Consider the following 14,776-nt stretch of genomic DNA (forward strand, 5'->3'; position numbering starts at 1 on the left):
CCATTATCTTAAGCTATAAATTTTTTCATTTTCAATTAAAATCGCACCATCATCACACAGCACCGCATCGCTCATTGCTAAAACACTGCCTTTATAATGAAATCCGTAGTTAAAATTCTTGTGAAATTCTAACGCATATTTACTAAAAATTTGCTTCCAACTAAACTTTTTTTCTTCACATTCTAGGATTTCTGCTAAAATTTCTAAAATTGCTTCCTTTTGGATTCCAACTTCTACCACCCCAAAACACATATCACTCACCTTTAGATTGATTCCAATTCCAACAATAATGTTTTCTTGTAACTTCGTGCAAATTATTCCTCCTGCTTTCTTACTACCCACATACAAATCATTGGGCCACTTTAGCCAAACTTGCGCACCATTTTGATTTAATATTTCCTTAAAAATGTATCCCATATAAATTGACACAGATTCTAGTGGTAAATCCTGCGGAAGCTTGAAAAATGGAATCGCAACAGAAAAATACAATCCATCCTCCACACTCTCCCATGCATTACCACGGCTACCAACTCCTCCACTTTGCACATCTGCTACTACCATAATAGGTGCACTTAAGCTGCCATTACGCAAACTTTCTACCAAATACAGCTGCGTGGATTCTATGCAATCAAATTTTAAAATCTGCATTACTCTAGTATATCTCCTACTTTTAGACGTTTGCCTTGTGCATATTCATATGCACCCACTGCTTTTTTTGAAGGTGCTTGCAAGGTTGTAATCCATACACTTCCCATTTCACAACCAATTTTAATTCCATTCTTTGCAATCTCTAAAATCTCACCTTTTTTATGTGTGCCATTTATAGAATCTAACTTGAGTGTTTTTAGCTTTAAGCCACTCTTTAAATAAACTTCTGGCCAACCACTATAAGCTAAAGCCTTATTTTCTAGTGTTTTAGAATTATCAAACTCCACAAGTCCAAATTCTTTTCTGATTTTTTTACAATAACTAGCATCGGCATTATTTTGCGCTAGAGGTCTAATTATGCTAATACGTTCTAAATATTCTAAAATTAGCTCCGCAGCAAGTTTTGCTAAAACATCAAAAAGAATCACAGCATTTTGTCCTGTATTTTCAATCACTTTAAAACCCAAAATATCGCCACAATCTAAGTTTTCCTCCATTTGCATCACACTCACACCAAAATACGATTCCGCTTCTAAAATACTTTGCTGAATTGCGCTTGCTCCGCGAAACTTTGGCAAAATTGACGCGTGCAAATTCACACAAGGCGCAATACCCAAAACTGCTTTGGGTAAAACTTTCCCAAAGGCTGCAACAATAATAATATCAGGCTTTAAAGCCTTTAATTCTTCCACAAAAACATCATCTAAACATTCCGGCTGAAAAATAGGAATACTGGGAGCTTTTAGTTGTAGCAATTCCTTTGTCGCTGGGGCTTTTAGCTGCATACTGCGCCCTGCCCTTTTATCCCTTTGACACACTAGTGCGCAAATTGTATGATGTCGCAATAGAGAATCCAAAATTACCGCTGCATAATTTGGCGTTCCCATAAAAATAATTTGCATTGTTTATCCTAGATTGATAAAAGTGTTCTTAGCTAACAATTTCAAGCAGTGGAGTAGGATTTGTAAAATTTACCTTATAGCTTTGAATTGCATAATCACGCAAAAGCGATTCTTCTCTCATATTGGAATTAAAGTCTCTTTGTAAGCTAACTTTTGATTCTGATTTATCTTGCACTTTAGATGCCATATTTTGTTCTATGGAATCTTTTTCTCTGGCTTCTTCTTGCTTTTCAAGTGCTTCTTCTACTTCTTCAGCTTTCTCTCTTACTTGCTCACTTCTAGCCTTGCTCTCCATTTGTGCTGCACTTGCTGCAACCTTATAATCCTGCGGACTAGGATCTGATGGCGCCATTGCCGCTGCAACAATTTGACGCGCATTTTGAATTGTTTCTTCCGGAGTTTTGCCTTCTTTCATTGTAATTGGCACTTCACCAGCAGTTGCATACATTTTTCCATCAGGTCCGCGTGTATAAGTAAAGGAAGCACCACCAGTTACGACGCCAGCTCCAGCAGCAATATGAGCTGCTTCATGTGCGCGAACATTCCTATCAATCCTCTCTAGTTCCCTCACATATTGTGTTTCTTCTTCATCTAAAGTCTCACCATTGAGTGCTTTCTCATCTGTGGCAGATTGCATTTTTTTAGAATCTTTGGATTCTACAGACGTATCAAAAACTACACTTTCTGCACTTTGCACAGAATCTTTTTTAGATTCTATCTTTTCTATCTCTTCGGCAAAAAATGGACGTTTAGTAAAATCTGTCGTATCTGTAAAGTTTATAGAGTTTGCTACATTTCTAGAAGTATAAAGGTAGCTGTTTTGCAAAACAGACATCACATTACCAACTTGCATTTTACCACTCCTTAATCAATGTGATTATAACGTAAAAAATACTAAATCTACACAGAATCTAAAAGCTTTTACAGATTTTTACTACAATTTCAAAGAGAATTAAAAGAAGCCTCTGGGGCAAATTTAAAGTTTTATGGAGAAACTTTCTATGCAAAAACGTATAGAAAGTTTAAAAGATTAAGAACGACTATTACGCTCTGCAATTTTTTCACTAAGCATTTTATCAAGCACTTCTACGACTTTATCTGAAGCAATTTCCCCTTCCTTTAAAAGCCCTAAAATTTCTTCTGAGTTACCCTCAATGCCTTTATCTCTAAAGATTTCAATCGCACTTTTAAAGCAGTTATGAACACCAGCATGAGGAGACTCTAAGCTTGGATAATCTGCCAGTTGTCCAAATGCCTCTTTCCCAATTCCTTGTTCATACCATTTACCCAAACGACAATCATGGTGATTAACAAGCTCTATATCCAAATCCTCTTCTAATATTGCTTTATACCCTCTAATTTTAAAGAGTAAGTGATCTAACTTTACAAGTCCAATAAATGTCGTATCAAGCACATTTGCGGAATCTTGTCTTACATCCATTGAAGCCTCGCCAATTTCTACAAATTTTGCAACTTCGTCATTGACTTCATTCATATTATCCACAATTTCTTCTGTGGAAGTTTGCACTTCTGAAAAGTTTTGACGCAACACTTGAATATTCATTTCAATTTCTCTTGTAGCTTTTTGCGCACGCTCTGCAAGTTTTCTAACTTCATCTGCCACAACGGCAAATCCCCTACCATGCTCCCCTGCTCTTGCTGCTTCAATAGCAGCATTAAGTGCAAGTAAGTTTGTTTGGTCGCTAACATCAGTAATAAGATTAATCACGTTAGAGATAGAATCCAAATCTTGATACACTTGTTGAATCATCCCTTGAAAACTATTTAAACGCTCTGTAACCTGAAGCACACTATCTGCAATTGCCTTCTCTAAAAGCTTTGTTTGTTTTGCATTATCTGTGGATATACTTTTTGCATTCTCTAGCATTTCTACTGAAGATGCGAAATTATCTTGCAAAACTTTCAAATTTCTTGCACAAGAACCCATTACTGTTTGAAAGATTCCACTAGAAACTGCAGATTTTTCTTTATTTTCATCAAATTCAGCAATCAATGCATCTTTTCTTGCATTTTCTTCATTTTGTTGGCGCAATGCATTTTGAAGTTGCTCAATCTTCGCATATAAAACATTATTTTCCGCGACTAACTCCTGTTCCCTTTTTGAATTTCCAAACATAAAGATTTCCTTTCTTTGATTCCATTTAGACGATAACTGATAACTATATATTTTCGGTGAAAACAAAGCTTTATTATATCTAAATTATGGCTAAACTTCAAATATATTATTAAAAATTTATTAAAGCCTTGCTTACCAAAACCTTATGACTTCTGCTTTAGGATTTCGTATTTTTTCTAGAATTGCTAATTCCTTTGGTTCTCCAACTACAAGCATTACTGCACTTTTCTCGCTCTCTCCAAGCCCTAAATATCTATCAAGTGCTACATTATCAAAACCTCCAATGATACAAGAAGCAAGGTTGCAAGAAGTCGCAGCATTTGCCATATTCATTAATGCTAAATGCGCTTGTTCTCTCGCATAACTTAGCTTTTTTTCCAAATGCATTCCGTCAATAAAAGGTTTATACAAGCTCAAACGTTTCTCTATCTCTTTTTCTGGGAGATTCCTTTCCCTAAGCTTACCCTCAAAATATTCCCCAAAATCAAGGCGCGAAACAATAATAATAATCGCCCCACAATGTTCCACTTGACTTTGTCCATTAGCAATTTGTGCAATTTCTTTCTTTTTTTTGGGATCTTGCACGACATAAAAAATCCATGGTTCTAACCCCAAAGAACTAGGTGCTAAACGCCCAGTTTCTAAAATAAAATCTAAATCTTTTGCACTAATTGCAGAATCCTTGAAATTCCTACAAGAATAGCGTGCATTTACAATCTCCAAAAAATCCATAACTTACTCCTTAATTAAAAATTCTTTTGCTTTTTCTTTACTTTCAAACGCCATTGCCTGAAATTCTCGTCCCTCAAAGCGCACTTGATAGTTTTTATCCGCCTCTGATTTTCCATACAATAACGTAAGTTCTATTGCAAGTTGCTTATCACGCTCACTTGCATTGTTTTCTACAAGCCCTAAAGGTCCAATACAATCTAAAAGCTCAATCTTACTCATCTTAGGATGTTTAAAGTCTAGGCGCTCATTTTCTTCTGCATTTCTTGCAATCACGCAACGCCCACCATCTGGTAAAATCATATAACGCCCAAACTTCACAAGCTCCATATCCTCAAACACTACTTCACGATGTGCTTGAATATCTTTTATTTTGTTTGCCACTGAAGTTTCTGTTAAAAGGCAACCCCCTCCTGGTCGTTCGTAATATTCCAAACCATATTCTTTTACAAGTTGTAATTGTCTCTCACGTCCTCTTCCATGAATATCTAATAATTTCTCTCTATCAATCCAACCTCTCTGCTCTGGAATGCTAATAGGCAAAAGCTTTGCTGACATTGGACGTACAATCAAACCATTTGCTTCACAAAGACGCTCCACCTGTCCAAGTGCTTCTGCTCTTTGACTTTTTGGACGTTGCCCCAAAACTTCCCCGCTAATCACAAAGCTAGCTCCCTGAGATTCCAACATACCAAGTGCGTGAGAAAACATATTTGCATGGCAGTCAATACAAGGATTAAAGTATTTTCCATAGCCAAATTTCGGCTTAAAAAGCACATCTTCAAAAAACTGCTTTCTAATATCTACAATCTTTAGCTCCACGCCCACTTGATCCAAACGTTGTCGCAAAATCTCACTTTTATCACGTTTTGCACCAAAGCCGATATTAAAATGCAGTGCCAACACATCAACACCCAAATCCTTAATGATTTTAATCGCAAGCAGACTATCAAGCCCACCACTAAATAACGCTAATGCCTTCATATAGCAACAAATCTCCTTTTTTCAAATCATCTAAATATTTTTGATATTTCCGCAGCAAAAACGCCTTCTCGCGCAAAGATAAACCCTTATCGTAATTTAAAGCCCTACGTTTTTGGTCGTAATGCTGGTATAAAACCATAATAATTTGCTGTCTTAAATGCTCCTTATCTTGTGGTTTTATCTTTTCGTCTAATAAGATTCCAATTAATAGTGGGTCTTCAAGCTCATTCCTTAAAAGTTTATCATAAGCTTCTCTTTGTGTATGAAACATCTGTGGTTCAAGATAATCTAACACAAACTCCAAAAGCTCCATATTCTCTAGCACACTTTTAATAATAATTTTCTCTGACAAATCATAAAAACTTGCTTCACTCACCCTTGACACTTCTTTTGTAATATTTTTATTTTGAGTGTATGACTTTTTGGTTTGAATTAAATGCGCAGGTAACCCTAAATGTTGAGAGAGCCAAAACTTATATTCCTCTTGAATCACTGGAGAGAGTTGGTGAAGATACTCTAATGCTTCTTTTAGACAATTATCTTTTTGTACTGCATTTTGTAAATCATAACGTTTTAAAACACTCTCTAAAACATAGTCAATCAATGGAATTGGAGAATCAAAAAGACTCTTTAGTTCCTCAATTTCTCCATTTTTTACCATATCAGCAGGATCTAATTCCCCATCAAATAGCACCACACCTCCTTGCTTATTTGCTATACTTAACAAACTTGCGGCTTTAAAAGCTGCTTGCATACCAGCATTGTCTCCATCAAATGCTAAAATGATTTTTGGATTCCCTTTAGCTAATAAAGGCAAATGCTCTCTAGTTAGTGCTGTGCCAAGAGTAGCAACCGCATTTGTAAAACCTGCTTGATGTAGCATAAGTGTATCTAAATACCCTTCTGTAATAATCACACTTCCTAAACGATAAATACTCTCCTTAGCTTGTGGATAGCCATAAAGCACTTGAGATTTATTAAATAATTTTGTTTGAGGCGAGTTAATATATTTTGCTGGATGATTTGTAAGTGTGCGCCCTCCAAAACCGATGATTTTATTTTGTGCAGAACGGATAGGAAAAATTAGGCGTTGCGTTAAACGCGCATAGTAGCGTCTCACGCCATTTTCCCTATCAAGTCCCAAAATTCCAAGATTTAGTGCCTCGTGCAAATTTACCATATTACGTTGTAAATGCGCCATAATCTCGTGATTTTGAGGAGCAAAACCTAGCTCAAAACGTGTTTTAATCTCTGTTGTGATTCCACGTTGCTTAATATAAGACTCCACTTCAGAATTTAACATTGTTTGATAATAGCCATTCATAAAATCCATTATCTTATGACTATCATCACTTTGAATATTTTGAGAATATTCTAAATGCACATTATATAATTGTGCAAGCTTTTCAATTGCTTCTACATAATTTAACTTTTCATATTCCATGACAAATTTTATAGAATCGCCACCCACTCCACAGCCAAAACAATGATAAAAACCCTTATTGACATTAATCACAAAACTTGGGGTTTTTTCTTGATGAAAAGGACAACAAGCCTTATAACTATTGCCCATTTTTTTTACTTCAATATAATGACTTATCACTTCTAAAATATCTATTTGATTTTTTAGTGCATCAATGCTTTGTTGTTGTATCAATTCTACTCCAAGCGTTCAAGATTAACTTTAAAGAAATGTGTATTCTACAAAATTTTACCTATAAGTTTTGTTATAATGCTCACATTTTTATTTAAAAGGGATAGTGTGGATTTTTTTGAATACGCAATACATAATATTGAATACCGCAATCCGCTCTTTGGTGTTGTGGTCTTAATTTTTTGTATTGGGCTTGTTAGTCTCTTTGGCTATTATTGGAATTATATCATTAGCAAAAAACAACAAGAAGCGTTAAGTAAATTTATGAAAAGTTTTGATTATGTCGGATTTGATAAGGAAGTTAAGGAATTTCTAGCCCTAAGCCCAAATCCGATTCCATCTTTACTTTTTATGGCAAAAATGTATCAAAAAAGCGCGAATTATGAAAAAGCAATCAGACTTTATGCCACGCTTTTAGATTCCATAAAAAATCCACTTGATAAGATTCCAATCCTAGAATCTCTAGGACTTGTCTATACCAAAGCTGGCTTTCCCTTGCGTGCAAAAGAGATTTACCTTGAAATCTTACACCACTATCCGCGCAATCCTATAATTTTAAATGCGCTAATTAAAATTTATGAAGAGTTAAATGCTTTTAGAGATGCACTAGAAGCACTAGATTGCCTAGAAGAAATCCAAGGTGGAACGCAGTTACACAAAGCTTATCTAAAAACTAAAATTCTAATTTTTACCCACCAAAACCCAACTAAAATTAGTCAAAATCAGCTTCCTTCTAAGCTTCTTACTATGCTAAAAGATGAGCCTCGCTTAGCACGATTAATTTTGAGTTTTTTTAAAGATTACCATCCAACACTATTTTGGCAATGTTTATTAGAGAATCCACACAACTTACCTTTGCAAATTCTAGATTTATTATGGAATCAAAAAGAGATTCCAACAAGTCTATTAGAGACACTAGAAAACTCTTCTTTGCAAGAAAATCAAAACGTTCTAAAAGATATTCTAGAAGCTAAAGGAATCCTCCCGCTAAGCACATCAAAAAAGGCAACTTTTGAACTAGAAACACTCTGTTTATTGCGTGCAAACAAAAATTATCAAGGGGATTTACGTTTTAGTTACCAATGTATAAATTGTAGCGGAACTTCTCCTTTAGCCTTTGAACGTTGTCCATATTGCGCTAAACTCTTAACTTCTAAAACACTAGTGTTTTTAAAGGAAAAGCAAGATGAAGTGTGTTACTCTTTTTTGTGATGGTTCTTCTTTAGGAAATCCAGGTTTTGGCGGTTGGTGCGGAATCTTGCGTTATGGAGAACACGAAAAAGTTCTGCGCGGAGGAGCGAAAAACGTCACAAATAATCAAATGGAGCTAATGGCATTAATTGCAAGTTTAGAAGCTTTAAAAGAGCCTTGTGAGGTGCTTGTAGTCTGTGATTCTAAATATGTTCTAGATGGACTTAGTAAATGGCTTCAAAACTGGATTGCTAAAAATTTCAAAAATGTCAAAAACTCTGAACTTTGGCAACGTTACATCAAGGCAGCAAAACCCCATAAAATCAAAGTGTCATGGGTAAAAGGACATAGCGGACATAGCGAAAATGAACGTTGCGACAGGATTGCTAAAGAAGAAGCATTAAAATTTAAAAATATTTAAGGATTATTTGTGGATTTAAAACATTTTGAAAAAATACTAGGTTACCACTTTCAAACTCAACATTTACTCAAAGAAGCTCTTACACATAAAAGCACTAAAAAAGGTGTTCACAACGAGCGTTTGGAGTTTTTAGGCGATGCAGTGCTAGATTTAATCATTGGTGAGTTTTTGTATAAAAAATTTCCAAACTCAAAAGAAGGGGAACTTTCTAAAATGCGTGCTTCAATGGTTAATGAAAAAGCTTTTGCTAAAGTTGCGCGCCATCTAAATATTGGAGATTATATTTTTATTTCAAATTCTGAAGAACAAAACAATGGTCGTCAAAAAGATTCCATTTTATCTAATGCCTTTGAAGCAGTCATTGGTGCAATTTATCTAGAGAGTGGCTTAGAAGTGGTGCGCACTCTAGTGCATCATCTCTTAAACGCAGTGCATCCTAATATTGATTTAAATAGTCTATTTTATGATTACAAAACAGCTTTACAGGAATTAACGCAAGCTAGATTTAGCGAAACTCCAGAATACATTGTGTTAGATTCTAGCGGACCAGATCATAATAAAAACTTCCTAATAGGTGTAAAAATTCAAGGTAGAGAATTTGCAAGGGCAAATGGAAAAAGCAAAAAAGAAGCTCAACAAACTTGTGCAAAAATCGCTCTTGAAACGTTAAAGGCATAAAATGAATACTTTTGGACAAGCGCTTAGGGTTACAACATTTGGAGAAAGCCATGGAGTAGGGATTGGAGGGGTAATTGATGGATTGCCCGCTGGAATTCCTATGGACATGGATTTTATCTATAAGGAAATGCAACGCCGAGCAGGCGGACAAAATCTCTATTCTACACAACGTAAAGAAGCTGATAGGGTTGAAATTTTAAGCGGTGTATTTGAGGGAAAAACCACTGGCACACCGCTTGGATTTTTTATCCAAAATTCTGCAAATAAAAGCAAAGATTACGATTCCATTAAAAATTTATTTCGTCCCGGACACGCAGATTTTACCTATTTTCAAAAATACGGAGTCCGAGATTATAGAGGTGGCGGCAGAAGTAGTGCTAGAGAAAGTGCTGTGCGCGTGGCAGCTGGAGCAATTGCAAAGCTACTTTTATCACACTTTAACATTAAAATACAAAGTGGAATCCTAAGTATTGGCAAGATTTTAGGCAAAGATATTGACTTTAAGAATGCTCAAAAAAGTGAGATTTTTGCTCTAGATAAAAATGTAGAATCCCAACAAAAAGAAGCAATAAATAATGCGAGAAATGCGCACAATAGTATTGGCGGTGTTGCATTAGTTAGAGCAAGTGGAATCCCGGCTGGACTTGGTGAACCTTTGTATTATAAACTTGATAGTGCCATTGGAGCATTAATGCTAGGGCTAAATGGCGTTAAAGCAGTAGAAATTGGCGAAGGTACAGAATCTACACATTTACTAGGATCAGAAAATAATGACCAAATGGATAAAAAGGGATTCCAAAGCAATCATTGTGGCGGAATCTTAGGAGGTATTAGCACAGGAAATGAAATTCTAATTAAAGTGCATTTTAAACCCACACCTAGCATTTTCTTACCTCAATACACGCAAGATATTAATGGAAATGTATTAGAGTGCAACATTAAAGGACGCCACGACCCTTGCATTGCCGTGCGTGGTAGTGTCGTGTGTGAAGCACAGCTTGCATTAATTCTAGCTGATATGCTTTTGCTAAATGCCACAAGTAAGCTTGAATATTTACAAAAAATCTACGCTTCTAAAAAGTAATGCTAAGACCCACAAAAACAGCATTAATCTTTGCCGATGGCAAACTTGGTGTTGGCTTTGGGCATATTAGTCGTTGCACTGCACTAAAAGAACAGCTAGAAGCGCAGGGTTTTAAAACAGAACTTTTAGATTCCGCACTTTTAGAAACTTTTACATTCCAAACTTTATACGACTTAATTGCTATTGATTCTTATGTTTTGCCTTTGGATTCTTATATCCTAGCGACAAAGCACACAAGAAATTGTCTCTTTTTTGATGATACTTTACGTCTAGATTACCCACAAGGAATTATCATTAATAATGCAAAGGGTGTAGAATCCGAAAAATACAAAGTCAAATACCCTAACCACACACTACTTTTAGGTGATGCCTATACATTAATCCAAAGTGCTTTTAAGCATCAAACCCCACCAAAACTCAAACCAATTCTTAAGCACTGCTTAATCACATTAGGTGGAGAAGATATTTTAAAACTCAACACTCCCCTAGCTTATGCACTTTTAAATACATTTCCTCATTTTCAAATCCATTGCATTACAAAAGATTCCAACATTTTACCAAAAGGAATAATTCCACACTACAATCTAAGCCCAAAAGCAATGGCGCAGTGCATTGCTAGTATGGACTTTTGCATTTGTGCGTGCGGACAGAACTTAAGAGAGATTCTATCTTGTGGAATCCCAGCTATTGCTTTAGAGGTAGCAGACAATCAAAGCGCAAATTTAGAAAGCTACAAATCCTGTACACTCAATATTCCAAAAGCTTATGCGCTTCCTAAAGAAAGGATTACACAACAAGTCATAGATTTTGTAAAATCCTATCAAAATTTAGCCTTGCGTCAAGCCCATCAAAACATTGCACAAGCATTGCTAAAACGCAAAAATTTATGGCAGAGTGCGCTGCAAAATCTCTTAAAATAAATTCACCAAAAACCATAACTAAAGCGAGTTTTTAATTGAAAAAAAGTAGAATTTTGCAATTTTTTTACTTAAAATTTTAAGGTATTTCAATGAAAGCAAAAGACATAAGAGCACTATTTTTAGAGTATTTTGAGTCCAAAGGACATCAAGTGTATGCTTCAATGCCCCTTGTTCCAGATGATGCAAGTTTGCTTTTTACCAATGCAGGAATGGTGCAGTTTAAGGATATTTTTACAGGCAAAATTCCAATTCCAAGTCAAAAACGGGCTACGAGCGCACAGCTATGTATTCGCGCAGGAGGTAAGCATAATGACTTAGAAAATGTCGGCTACACTGCACGTCACCACACACTTTTTGAAATGCTTGGCAACTTCAGCTTTGGTGATTATTTTAAAAAAGAAGCAATTGCGTATGCATGGGAGTTTGTAACAGAAATTCTAGGTTTTGATAAATCCTTGTTGTATGTAACAATCCATGAAAGTGATGATGAAGCCTATGAACTATGGTGCAGACACATAGATTCTAGTCGTATTAAAAGAATGGGTGATAAAGATAACTTTTGGCAAATGGGTGATACAGGACCTTGCGGACCTTGTAGTGAGATTTTTGTTGATCAAGGAGAAAAACATTTTAAAGGAGAAGAAGATTATTTTGGTGGCGATGGTGATAGATTTTTAGAAATATGGAATCTCGTTTTTATGCAATATGAACGCGATAAAGATGGGAAGTTAAAGCCACTACCTAAGCCTAGCATTGATACAGGAATGGGTCTAGAGAGAGTAGTAGCACTACTAGAGGGTAAGTTTAGCAACTTTGATTCTAGTTTATTTATGCCTCTAATTAAGAAAGTAGAAGCACTAAGTGGACAAACCTATGTGTATGAGAGTGGCGCAAGCTTTAGAGTCATTGCTGACCATTCTAGAAGTGTGACGTTTTTGCTTGCACAAGGTGTTCATTTTGATAAAGAGGGACGTGGTTATGTGCTACGTAGAATCTTACGTCGTGCAGTTAGACACGGATATTTACTAGGTTTAAGAAAAGCATTTTTATACGAAATTGTAGGGGCTGTGTGCGTGCAAATGGGAGAGCATTATGGTTACTTAAGAGAACGTCAAAATGCAATTATGGAGCAATGCAAAGCCGAAGAAGAGCGGTTTTTTGAGACAATAGAATTAGGAATGAGTTTGTTTAACGCAGAATTAGATTCCATAAAAAAACACAAGGAGAAAAACTTTAAAGGTCATATTGCTTTTAAACTTTATGATACTTATGGTTTTCCGCTTGATCTAACACAAGATATGTTAAGAGAAGTAGGTTTAAGCGTGGATATGGAAGGCTTTGAAAAATGTATGCAAGAGCAAAAAGACAGAAGCAAGGCGCATTGGAAGGGAAGTGGTGATAGCGTAAAAGAGGGTGATTTTAATACATTGTTAAATGAATTTGGAGAAAACACATTTAATGGCTATACGCATACACAAACAAAATCTAGGATTTTAGCCCTACTTGATTCTAACTTTAAGCGCATAGAATCTTTGCAAAGCGATGCATATGGCTATGTAATGTTGGATTCCACACCTTTTTACCCAGAATCAGGCGGACCAGTAGGAGATAAAGGAATCTTAAAAATAGATTCCAATATTGTTGCAAAAGTATTGGATACACAAAAATTTTTTGGATTAAATCTCTCTAAAATTACTACAGCAAACGTGATTAAAACAGGGGATTTGGTCGATGCACAAGTGGATTCTAGTCGCTTAGAAATTGCTAAGCACCACTCTGCTACACATTTACTACATTATGCTTTGCGTAAGATTTTAGGTAGCCATATCACGCAAGCTGGGAGCCTTGTAGAATCTAATCGTTTGCGTTTTGACTTTAGCCACCCAAAAGCCCTAACAAACGATGAGCTAGAAGCCATCGAAGAACTTGTAAATGCGCAAATTCTAAGTCAAAGCGCACAAATATGCGAGAATATGGGGATTACAGAAGCAAAGGAAAAAGGGGCAATGGCACTCTTTGGTGAGAAGTATGGAGAAAGTGTGCGGGTTATCACTTTTGGGGATTCCATTGAACTATGCGGTGGAATCCATGTGCAAAATACCGCAGAAATTGGGAGTTTTTATATTGTGCGCGAAAGTAGCGTGAGCAGTGGGACAAGACGCATTGAGGCAGTGTGTGGCAAAGCAGCATATCAATATGGCAAAAATGCGCTAGATTCTATCAAAATACTAAAAAACACACTAAAAACTCAAGATGTTATGCAAGGAATTATGAAGCTAAAGGAACAAATACAGACGCTAAAAGAAAAGGTAGGCAAAGGTGGTGAGAGTGCAAAAACTTTGGAGTCAGAAATACTAAATGAAGTAAAGCTCATTGTCTTAAATCTAAAAAACATTGATACAAAGGAAGCTAAAGAGCTTGTAGATAATGCAAAGAATGAAAATCAAAAGGTTGCAATTTTGCTCATCACACAAAATGAAAATAAAGTCACTATCACGGCTGGTGTTAAAAACGCACCACTTAAAGCTGGAGTTTGGGTTAAACAAGTTGCTCAAGAACTAGGCGGTAATGGTGGTGGGAGAGACGACTTTGCTACCGCTGGTGGAAAAGATATTAGCAAAATCAAAGAAGCTCTAGATTTAGCAAAACAAATCGCAAGGGAGAGTTTAAAATAAAATTGGCAAAAATATAAAGCAATTTAGTTGTATCGAATTGTCTGCTAGAATTGGCGGGATTTGTTAAGACATTGGAATCTTGATTAAAGATAAATTTTAGCCTAACTTTAAAGGAGAAGTTCATGTGGCGCTTTTTGATTCTTTTTTTGATACTTTTAGGAGCTAATGCAGTGGAAACACAAACAAAGATTATCATAAACATAAATGATAAAAAATATATTGCGCAAATCTACAACAACCCAAGTGCGCAACTTTTCGCAAAAAAGCTGCCACAAACTCTAACCTTAAAAGAGCTAAATGGAAATGAAAAATACGGAACTCTACCCTACACGCTTCCTTCTAATTCGTCTAATCCCAAAACTATTAATGCTGGAGATATAATGCTTCATGGCGAGGATTGCTTGGTGATATTTTATAAAAGTTTTAACACAAATTATAGCTATACAAAGATCGGACATATTGAGAATCTACCACATTTAGGAGATGGAGATATAAGCGTTAGATTTGAGAGATTTCAGCCTTTGTAATTTTGTAAGAAGAATTTCACCAAAAAGAATTTTACTAAGTAGTCGTAGTTTTGAAATTGCGTTAAAGCCTAGTATATGGAATTTCTAGCTTAAGCTTTGTAATGGATTGCTCTTCATTCAAGCATTTTTGTTTTTACAGAAGTCTTAGTTTTTTATCCAAGCAACTTGCAACTAAAAAGCTTATCACACAAAAAAATAATCTTAGAAATTCTAAGACCAATAAAAT

14 protein-coding genes are annotated in these 14,776 nt (G+C 35.7%); 7 read left to right on the forward strand and 7 right to left on the reverse strand.

Annotation, left to right across the window (positions count from 1 at the left end; translation table 11 throughout):
- Positions 1-3: 3 nt before the first annotated feature.
- From K4G57_RS01105 to dnaG, 7 genes are all read right to left on the reverse strand, one after another.
- A complete protein-coding gene (locus tag K4G57_RS01105; protein WP_221531333.1) occupies positions 4-648 on the reverse strand; it encodes a biotin--[acetyl-CoA-carboxylase] ligase in 645 nt (214 codons plus the stop codon).
- Positions 648-1,550, reverse strand: coding sequence for a methionyl-tRNA formyltransferase (locus K4G57_RS01110; RefSeq protein WP_221531334.1), 903 nt, complete (start codon positions 1,548-1,550; stop codon positions 648-650). The genes K4G57_RS01105 and K4G57_RS01110 overlap by 1 nt, the downstream gene beginning before the upstream one ends.
- A gap of 28 nt (positions 1,551-1,578) precedes the next feature.
- A complete protein-coding gene (locus tag K4G57_RS01115; RefSeq protein ID WP_221531335.1) occupies positions 1,579-2,403 on the reverse strand; it encodes a putative metalloprotease CJM1_0395 family protein in 825 nt (274 codons plus the stop codon).
- Positions 2,404-2,580: 177 nt separating this feature from the next.
- Positions 2,581-3,687, reverse strand: a complete 1,107-nt coding sequence (locus tag K4G57_RS01120) for a methyl-accepting chemotaxis protein (protein ID WP_221531336.1) — start codon at positions 3,685-3,687, stop codon at positions 2,581-2,583.
- 132 nt (positions 3,688-3,819) lie between these two features.
- Complete coding sequence (locus K4G57_RS01125) at positions 3,820-4,419, reverse strand: nitroreductase family protein (protein ID WP_221531337.1); 600 nt, start codon at positions 4,417-4,419, stop codon at positions 3,820-3,822.
- A gap of 3 nt (positions 4,420-4,422) precedes the next feature.
- Positions 4,423-5,400: an argininosuccinate synthase domain-containing protein gene (locus K4G57_RS01130; RefSeq protein ID WP_221531338.1), complete on the reverse strand. Its 978-nt coding sequence runs from the start codon at positions 5,398-5,400 to the stop codon at positions 4,423-4,425.
- A complete protein-coding gene (gene dnaG / locus K4G57_RS01135) occupies positions 5,378-7,057 on the reverse strand; it encodes a DNA primase (protein ID WP_221531339.1) in 1,680 nt (559 codons plus the stop codon). The genes K4G57_RS01130 and dnaG overlap by 23 nt, the downstream gene beginning before the upstream one ends.
- Before the next feature lie 105 nt (positions 7,058-7,162).
- On the opposite strand from dnaG, the gene K4G57_RS01140 reads away from it, so the two are divergent.
- The 7 genes from K4G57_RS01140 to K4G57_RS01170 all read left to right on the forward strand — a co-directional run bounded on the left by K4G57_RS01140 (position 7,163) and on the right by K4G57_RS01170 (position 14,550).
- Complete coding sequence (locus K4G57_RS01140) at positions 7,163-8,266, forward strand: tetratricopeptide repeat protein (RefSeq protein WP_221531340.1); 1,104 nt, start codon at positions 7,163-7,165, stop codon at positions 8,264-8,266.
- A complete protein-coding gene (rnhA, locus tag K4G57_RS01145) occupies positions 8,241-8,666 on the forward strand; it encodes a ribonuclease HI (RefSeq protein WP_221531341.1) in 426 nt (141 codons plus the stop codon). Before K4G57_RS01140 ends, rnhA begins: the two co-directional genes overlap by 26 nt.
- Before the next feature lie 9 nt (positions 8,667-8,675).
- A complete protein-coding gene (gene rnc, locus K4G57_RS01150) occupies positions 8,676-9,344 on the forward strand; it encodes a ribonuclease III (RefSeq protein ID WP_221531342.1) in 669 nt (222 codons plus the stop codon).
- A 1-nt stretch (position 9,345) separates the two neighbouring features.
- Positions 9,346-10,428, forward strand: coding sequence for a chorismate synthase (gene aroC / locus K4G57_RS01155; protein ID WP_221531343.1), 1,083 nt, complete (start codon positions 9,346-9,348; stop codon positions 10,426-10,428).
- A complete protein-coding gene (locus K4G57_RS01160; RefSeq protein WP_221531344.1) occupies positions 10,428-11,348 on the forward strand; it encodes a hypothetical protein in 921 nt (306 codons plus the stop codon). The genes aroC and K4G57_RS01160 overlap by 1 nt, the downstream gene beginning before the upstream one ends.
- An 89-nt stretch (positions 11,349-11,437) precedes the next feature.
- Complete coding sequence (alaS, locus tag K4G57_RS01165) at positions 11,438-14,023, forward strand: alanine--tRNA ligase (RefSeq protein ID WP_221531345.1); 2,586 nt, start codon at positions 11,438-11,440, stop codon at positions 14,021-14,023.
- A 122-nt stretch (positions 14,024-14,145) separates the two neighbouring features.
- Positions 14,146-14,550 (forward strand): cyclophilin-like fold protein, encoded by a 405-nt coding sequence (locus K4G57_RS01170; RefSeq protein ID WP_221531346.1) that lies wholly within the window; start codon positions 14,146-14,148, stop codon positions 14,548-14,550.
- The last annotated feature ends 226 nt before the right edge of the window (positions 14,551-14,776 follow it).

Origin of the sequence: Helicobacter turcicus, from assembly GCF_019711685.1 — a bacterium.
Classification (GTDB): domain Bacteria; phylum Campylobacterota; class Campylobacteria; order Campylobacterales; family Helicobacteraceae; genus Helicobacter_D; species Helicobacter_D turcicus.

What these genes read in the sequence shown, in the direction of transcription:
- K4G57_RS01120 (WP_221531336.1), bottom strand. Translation starts at nt 3,687, where the DNA reads ATGTTTGGAAATTCAAAAAGGGAACAGGAGTTAGTCGCGGAAAATAAT.
- K4G57_RS01105 (WP_221531333.1), bottom strand. Translation starts at nt 648, where the DNA reads ATGCAGATTTTAAAATTTGATTGCATAGAATCCACGCAGCTGTATTTG.
- K4G57_RS01170 (WP_221531346.1), top strand. Translation starts at nt 14,146, where the DNA reads ATGTGGCGCTTTTTGATTCTTTTTTTGATACTTTTAGGAGCTAATGCA.
- K4G57_RS01160 (WP_221531344.1), top strand. Translation starts at nt 10,428, where the DNA reads ATGCTAAGACCCACAAAAACAGCATTAATCTTTGCCGATGGCAAACTT.
- K4G57_RS01130 (WP_221531338.1), bottom strand. Translation starts at nt 5,400, where the DNA reads ATGAAGGCATTAGCGTTATTTAGTGGTGGGCTTGATAGTCTGCTTGCG.
- alaS (WP_221531345.1), top strand. Translation starts at nt 11,438, where the DNA reads ATGAAAGCAAAAGACATAAGAGCACTATTTTTAGAGTATTTTGAGTCC.
- K4G57_RS01110 (WP_221531334.1), bottom strand. Translation starts at nt 1,550, where the DNA reads ATGCAAATTATTTTTATGGGAACGCCAAATTATGCAGCGGTAATTTTG.
- rnhA (WP_221531341.1), top strand. Translation starts at nt 8,241, where the DNA reads ATGAAGTGTGTTACTCTTTTTTGTGATGGTTCTTCTTTAGGAAATCCA.
- aroC (WP_221531343.1), top strand. Translation starts at nt 9,346, where the DNA reads ATGAATACTTTTGGACAAGCGCTTAGGGTTACAACATTTGGAGAAAGC.
- K4G57_RS01115 (WP_221531335.1), bottom strand. Translation starts at nt 2,403, where the DNA reads ATGCAAGTTGGTAATGTGATGTCTGTTTTGCAAAACAGCTACCTTTAT.
- K4G57_RS01125 (WP_221531337.1), bottom strand. Translation starts at nt 4,419, where the DNA reads ATGGATTTTTTGGAGATTGTAAATGCACGCTATTCTTGTAGGAATTTC.